Genomic DNA, 6,089 nt, shown 5'->3' with positions numbered 1-6,089 from the left:
CTGCGTCGGCGGTACGGCTACTACTGGACCCGGCTCGTCCTGACGGTCGCAGCGTTCGGTGCCGTCTGGGCGGGGATTGTCCTGGTGGGTGACTCCTGGTGGCAGCTCCTGCTGGCCGTGGTGCTCGCTCTCGTTCTTGCCCAGCTCGCGTTCCTGGGTCACGACAGCTCGCATCGGCAGGTGTTCCGGTCGCGGGCCTGGAACGACTGGACCGCTCGCATCATCGCGAACGCGCTCGTCGGGCTCAGCCATGCCTGGTGGACCGGAAAGCACGACGCTCACCATTCCGCCCCGAACCAGGAGGGCCAGGACCCCGACATTTCACCGGGCGTGATCGCGTTCACGCCCGCCGTCATGGCGAGCCGGCACGGCTGGCGAGGGTGGCTGGCACATCGGCAGGGCTGGTACTTCTTTCCCCTGCTCGCCCTGGAGGGCCTCAACCTGCACGTCGCGAGCGTGCGCCGGGTGCTCGGCCGCCGGCCCGTGCCGCACCGGGGCGTGGAGGTCCCGGTCCTGCTCGGGCGGCTCGCGCTCTACCTGGTGGCGCTGGGCCTCCTGCTCCCCCCGACCCTCGCGGCGGTGTTCCTGGCCGTGCAGCTCGCGGTCTTCGGCATCCTGCTCGGGGGGGCGTTCGCCCCGAACCACAAGGGCATGCCGATCGTCCCGGCGACCGCGGACGTCGACTTCCTGCGCCGCCAGGTCCTCATGTCCCGCAACATCCGCGGCGGCGCGGTCGTCGACTTCTTCATGGGTGGTCTCAACCGTCAGGTGGAGCACCACCTGTTCCCGAGCATGCCGCGCCCGAACCTCAGGCGCGTCCAGCCCCTCGTGCGCGAGTACTGCTCCCAGCTCGGCGTGGCCTACACCGAGGTCGGGTTCTTCACCTCCTACCGGATCGTCGTCCAGTTCCTCAACGACGTCCCCGGCCGAGCCCGCGACCCGTTCACCTGCCCCCTGGCCGCCAGCCTCGGACGCTAGCGACTCGGGCCGCCGGCGCACAGCCACTCCCAGGTTCGCTCCCAGGTACGAAGCGTAGGGTCACGATATCCGTGGCGAACGTGCCCCGTCTGAGGTGCGCGGGCCCGGAACCGCAAGGAGGCCGCCATGGCCACCACCCCGCTCACCTCTGCCACGAACGGCAGCCCAGTCTCTCGCCGCACGAGCCCAGCAGTCACGTCACGTAGCGCTTGGACCGAACACGGGTATGTCCCGCCGCCACGCAGCCGCACCGGAGCCATCTGGGTCGGCCTGTGCATTGCCGCGCTCGTCCTGGTCGCGCTCATCGTGTTCATGCTCCAGAACACCCAGCTCGTGCTCATCTCGTTCCTCGGCTGGCAAGGCTCCGTCCCCCTCGCCCTCGCCCTGCTCATCGCGGGAATCGGCGTCAGTATCGTCGCCCTCGTCGTCGGCACCCTCCGCATCCACCAGCTCCGCCGACGCCTCGCACACCGCCTCTAACGCCCGCGACATCACACCCACCCATGACCGACGACCGCGAGACCTCGCCAGAACGCCCCACCGACCTGCTCGGCGAGATCGACGCCTCCCAACGCCAGATGGAAGCCGTCGTCTCCGTCGTCGACCAGGGCTCGCCCATAGACCTCATCCACTACGTCGCCGCCCGCGCCCGTCTCGACGCCGCGATCGCCCAATGGAACCTGCGCGCCTCGACTACCTAGACGCAGCGGCGTGCGCCGCACCTGCGCGGCGGGCCGCGCCTGGCCCTCGACGAGGTCGACGAGGAGGCCGCCGTGAGCATGAGCAGCCACCGGTCCGGAGCGTGACGCCACTCTCGTCGAGGTCGCGCACAACGCGCACGACCTGGACTGCCGACCGGCCGAGCCATTCGCACTACCTCAATACGCACCGCTACCGGTAATGACTGTTTACCGCTTCTGCCGACGTCGTTCGGTGCCCGTCACCCGACTAGACGTAGCGGCGCCCGCCGCACCTGCGCGGCGGGCCGTGCCTGGCCCTCGAGGAGGTCGACGAGGAGGCTGCCAGGCGTCGGAAGCGTGAGCGTCCATCGGTCCGTGGTGCCCCGGGCCGTGCGGGCGACGTCGAGCTCGCATCGCCGGAGGTAACCGTCGCCGGCGTCAGTGCCTCCCCAGCGGTGCGTGACGACGTCGAGGCGCACTGCGGCGTGCTCCCACGGGCTGACGGCGACCAGCCCGGAACCGCGCTCTCGCGCCCGGGCGAGCAGCCGCCGGTGCTCGGGCGCCGTGAGCCAGGCGTCCGGGCCGATGACGACGTACGTCATGCCATCGAGCAAGGCGGCGACGACGCCAGCGGGATCGTCCCCGGCGCGCGGCACGAGCGCGACGCGATCGAGCGCCACGCCGGCGTCCGCGGCTGCGAGCATCCCGAGGTCGGGCGCCCCCACCACGGCGAGCCAGTCCGACGACCCTTGCGACATCGCGAGCAGCGCGAGCAGGAGCGACGTCGAGCCCGTCACGACGCTGGCCGCCCCGCGCGGCAGGCGCCCGCCGTCGAGGATCGCGCCGAGCGGCCGCGGAGCGTCGTCAAGGTCGAAGACACCTGGAGTCGACGAGCGCACGCCCGTGCGCAGCTCCGCGCGACGCAGGGTCGCGCGAGCCACCTCGAGCGGGTCGAGAGCGGTCGTCGGCACCCTTTCAGGTTACGCCGCTGTTCGAACTGGTGTTCCCCTTAGCAAGTCTCGTTAGCCCTTGGGGCCACAGGGCTTCTGCGTCGTTGACAGTGTCATTGACCAGCGCAACGGTCAGGGCGCAGCTGACCGGTGACGCGCAGCGGAGATCTGCGGCGGGCCCTCGTGAGGCTGCTCCGGCAACACCGGTCTGGGCGACCGCCGTGTGGCGCACCATGTCAGGTTCGCCTACACAGGGTTCGCCGGGGTCATTCCGCGGCCCCGACTACCGAGAGGAGATTGTCATGCAATGGTCTGGAGCGCGGGCGCTGGTGGGGGCAGCGTCGCTCGCGGCAGGGGTGCTCGTCATGGGTGTTGCGGTTCCAGCGTCCGCGGACGCTGTGTCGGACCCGGCGACCCAAGACGAACTGACCGCGGAGATGGACACACTTCGGTACCAGGTCAAGCTCGACGAGGCGGCCGGGGACGTGCAGATTCAGAACGACGGAACGATCGTTCAGACGATCGACGAGCAGCAGATGGTGCTCGAGCAGGACGGTAGCTGGACGATCAATGACGTACCGACTGAGGGGCAGATTACGCCGCAGTTCGTGAGCGGCTGTGCGGGCTCGTTCGGTGACGTTCTCCGGGTTCGCAACTACCTCCAAGGAAGCGCTACCCAGACGTGCGCTGAGGGCGCTTACCCACAGTGGATCCACTACCAACTGCGCAGTACCTGCGCCGGACCGCTGTGCATCATCTTCAGCAACGAGACCGGGCGAATCCGCAGCAACAACGGGCTCGGCTACAGCCGGGTGGCGAACGTGACGTATACCGAGGACTGCGAGTCGTCCGGCAACCGCAAGTACTCGCAGATCGTGTGGCCGGCCGGCAAGGGGGTCGAGTTCGGCCCGGTCGTCGACCGCGATGAACCGATCGTGGGCTGCGACCTCAACGCCTGAGGACAGTTCTTGCTCAGGGCTCCCGCTCGCCGGAGCGGGAGCCCTGATCGCCTGTCCAGAACATCCAAATAGGCTTGCCTGCGCGATCGCGCAGCGCGTCGTCCGCAAGCCCGAGTGCCGATCGCACCCAGTTCACAGATAGGCCCGCCGCAGCAGCGATATCGTCTGCGCTCGCCCCTGCGGCAGCGGCTAGCCGCACGTACTCGGCGAGCTGTACATCTCGGGCCGCTGTCTCTAGTTGCCGCGATCTTTCAACCATGCTTCTGAGCCCGGCGAGATGTCTGTCTACCTCCGACGCCATGAGTCGACTCTAGCGACCTGGGACTTCCCGCACAGATCCTCGTCAGGCGCACTGGGACGCCGGGTCAGTAGCAGTCAGCGAACCTACCTGGTCTGGAAGCTCGATCTACGGGTGGCCCTGGGCACGCTTCCATGTGACGATCCCCGCGAGCCGGCGACGACGCCGGCGCAACCATCGACAGAGGGGGCTCCATCGATGTCGCACGACCCTGCTCGCCGGAGGCAAACGCGCACCGTGGTAGCGCTGTTCTCCGCATTCAGCCTGGCTACTGGCTTGGCCTTCGTTGCACCTGCCAGTGCAGATGACCGGGATGAAGCCGCGCCCACCATTCTGCCTGGACCTGTCTCGTCGGAGGCTCCACGGTCCGACGACGCCTACCCCGAAGCTGATCTGCTCACCCTGCCGGTAGTGGACGACCAGATGCAGCAGGACGCCGTAATGATGGCGGAACGACTTGAAGGTCACGACCGGCTGGCGTCCGTCGGCATTTCTCTGGACCGCAGCACGATCGAGGTGTATTGGTACGGCGAGGAGCAAACCGACCTTAACCGGGTGCTCGACGAGGTGTCCTCTCCCGTCGCTCTACGCTCGAGCACCTACTCCCCGAAGGAGCTTCGGGAAGCCTCTCGCGCACTGCTCGACGGTACAGCAGGAGTCGACGTCGCAGGTGTCGCGCTACGTGCGGACGGCTCAGGGCTCGAGGTGACCCTGTCACCGAGCGCCGGGCCGGCGGCACGTAGTGCCGTCGCGGCAAAGCAGGATGCGGTCTCACGCGTCGCCGGTGTTCCCGTCGAGTTCGAGGAGATGCCTACTGCGCTGCAATCGCGCCAGAGCGACACCTACCACTTCGCCGGCGCACGGATTCACAAGTTCAGCAACAACCAGATCACCTCCCGATGCACGAGCAACTTCGCAGCGATCAGGCCCTCGGAGAACAACAAGAAGTACCTGCTCACGGCCGCGCACTGTGCGAATGTCGGGGACACCTGGGTCGTACACGACGGGGTCGCCGGCAGTAACTCGTACTACATGCTGGGTAACACGGTGAGCCGGAACGAGCTGTACGACGTCGCGACGATCGACAGCACCACGTCCTTCCCGTTCATGTGGACGGGGGCGTGGAACTCCAGCACGTACACGGAAATCAACGGGCTGACATCTCCGGTGGTCGGTACCGAGATCTGCTACTCGGGGTCGTACACGGGTCTCGTCTGCGGCAACATCGTGACCTCTCCGGAAGCCAATCGCCCCGTGAACCTTGGCGGCGGCGTGATCCAAACCGTCTACGGCTACCGCACCGAACAGGCGAACCAACAGATCTCCGCGGGCGAGGGCGACAGCGGCGGACCGGGCTACGTCCTGACGAACACTGCCTCGGGTCTGAAGCGGAACGCGGCCACGATCATCTCGGCCGGCACGAGCATTCCCGGAGCCACGTGTCCTGGCGACCCGTCGGCGAGCAACCGAGGTTGCGGGTACAGCATCATCACCACCTCGGTGGCGAAGGCGCTGACGTCGCAGAACCTGGCACTGCAGATCATCCCCTAACACACAAGGAGCCTGGTCAGCGGCGGGGGTTCGTCGCTGACCAGGCTTCTAGCTTCTCAGGAAGTTGGGTCGGGGTTCGGGTTCGTCAGGACATGCACGTCGACCCCAGTCCCCTTGACGGCGTTGCTCACACAGTCAAGAACGCGGTCGAGATCATCGCGTGTCGCATCGGGGACCATCACGATGGTCAGCCCAGTGGAAGGGTTGCTGAAAAACTCGTAGTGATCCTGTATGGCGGGGTCGGCCATGCATTCGTAGACAGTCTCCACACGACCATCTGTGGTCACGAGCCAGGGGCCCTCCGGCGCCTCTTCCGACTGCCGCGCGGTAGCGAACAGCGCCACAACAGCGGCGAGTACAGCGACCGCGGCACCCGCGCTCACGAACTGGATTCTGCGCCGCCTCACGACCTCCGGTGCACTGTTCTGCCCCACCGGATGAGCCTAACAGCGAGAGCAAAAGGCGAGGCGATTGCGACCGCATGCGGCCTCGTCCAACCATCTATGGCTCGCCGAAGACCGTGTCCGGGACGTCTGGCCAGTAGCCATGGACTGAGGACCGACGGTCTAAGGAAGTCACGGGTGCGAGAGGCCTGGGGGGCTGCTGCACGATTCCGTGACAGTTGGTTAGGCAGCTTGGTCGGCGGCCTGGCTCATGATGATCTCGAACTCGA

Annotated in this window: 7 protein-coding genes; 5 read left to right on the top strand and 2 right to left on the bottom strand. The window is 67.2% G+C overall.

Annotated elements, in window-relative coordinates:
• From GYH36_RS18700 to GYH36_RS18690, 3 genes are all read left to right on the top strand, one after another.
• The coding region (locus tag GYH36_RS18700; RefSeq protein WP_162290649.1) for a fatty acid desaturase family protein at window positions 1–978 on the top strand (978 nt) is incomplete at its 5' end.
• Window positions 979–1,290: 312 nt separating this feature from the next.
• Window positions 1,291–1,458: a lipopolysaccharide assembly protein LapA domain-containing protein gene (locus GYH36_RS18695; protein ID WP_162290648.1), complete on the top strand. Its 168-nt coding sequence runs from the start codon at window positions 1,291–1,293 to the stop codon at window positions 1,456–1,458.
• 23 nt (window positions 1,459–1,481) lie between these two features.
• Window positions 1,482–1,679, top strand: coding sequence for a hypothetical protein (locus GYH36_RS18690; protein ID WP_024839774.1), 198 nt, complete (start codon window positions 1,482–1,484; stop codon window positions 1,677–1,679).
• A gap of 239 nt (window positions 1,680–1,918) precedes the next feature.
• Here GYH36_RS18690 and imuA' read toward each other — a convergent pair whose 3' ends face one another.
• Window positions 1,919–2,629, bottom strand: coding sequence for a DnaE2-dependent mutagenesis accessory factor ImuA' (imuA', locus tag GYH36_RS18685; protein ID WP_162290647.1), 711 nt, complete (start codon window positions 2,627–2,629; stop codon window positions 1,919–1,921).
• Between the two features lie 281 nt (window positions 2,630–2,910).
• On the opposite strand from imuA', the gene GYH36_RS18680 reads away from it, so the two are divergent.
• Both GYH36_RS18680 and GYH36_RS18675 read left to right on the top strand, forming a co-directional pair.
• Complete coding sequence (locus GYH36_RS18680; protein WP_162290646.1) at window positions 2,911–3,567, top strand: hypothetical protein; 657 nt, start codon at window positions 2,911–2,913, stop codon at window positions 3,565–3,567.
• Window positions 3,568–4,102: 535 nt separating this feature from the next.
• On the top strand, window positions 4,103–5,416 hold the full coding sequence (locus tag GYH36_RS18675) for a chymotrypsin family serine protease (protein WP_162290645.1): 1,314 nt from the start codon (window positions 4,103–4,105) through the stop codon (window positions 5,414–5,416).
• Between the two features lie 56 nt (window positions 5,417–5,472).
• Here the strand turns inward: GYH36_RS18675 and GYH36_RS18670 are convergent, their stop codons facing one another.
• Window positions 5,473–5,850 carry a hypothetical protein gene (locus GYH36_RS18670; RefSeq protein ID WP_162290644.1) on the bottom strand — a complete coding sequence of 126 codons (378 nt, stop codon included), beginning with the start codon at window positions 5,848–5,850 and terminating at the stop codon, window positions 5,473–5,475.
• Window positions 5,851–6,089 lie beyond the last annotated feature (239 nt).

The organism is Cellulosimicrobium composti (genome assembly GCF_010287905.1).
In the GTDB taxonomy this organism is placed as follows: Bacteria; Actinomycetota; Actinomycetes; order Actinomycetales; family Cellulomonadaceae; genus Cellulosimicrobium; species Cellulosimicrobium composti.
Note: the sequence above shows the minus strand (reverse complement) of the source record. Positions and strands in the feature narration are given on the sequence as shown.

Excerpts from the sequence above, each read along its gene's own strand:
- GYH36_RS18690 (WP_024839774.1), top strand. The coding sequence starts at position 1,482 with ATGACCGACGACCGCGAGACCTCGCCAGAACGCCCCACCGACCTGCTC.
- GYH36_RS18695 (WP_162290648.1), top strand. The coding sequence starts at position 1,291 with ATGCTCCAGAACACCCAGCTCGTGCTCATCTCGTTCCTCGGCTGGCAA.
- GYH36_RS18680 (WP_162290646.1), top strand. The coding sequence starts at position 2,911 with ATGCAATGGTCTGGAGCGCGGGCGCTGGTGGGGGCAGCGTCGCTCGCG.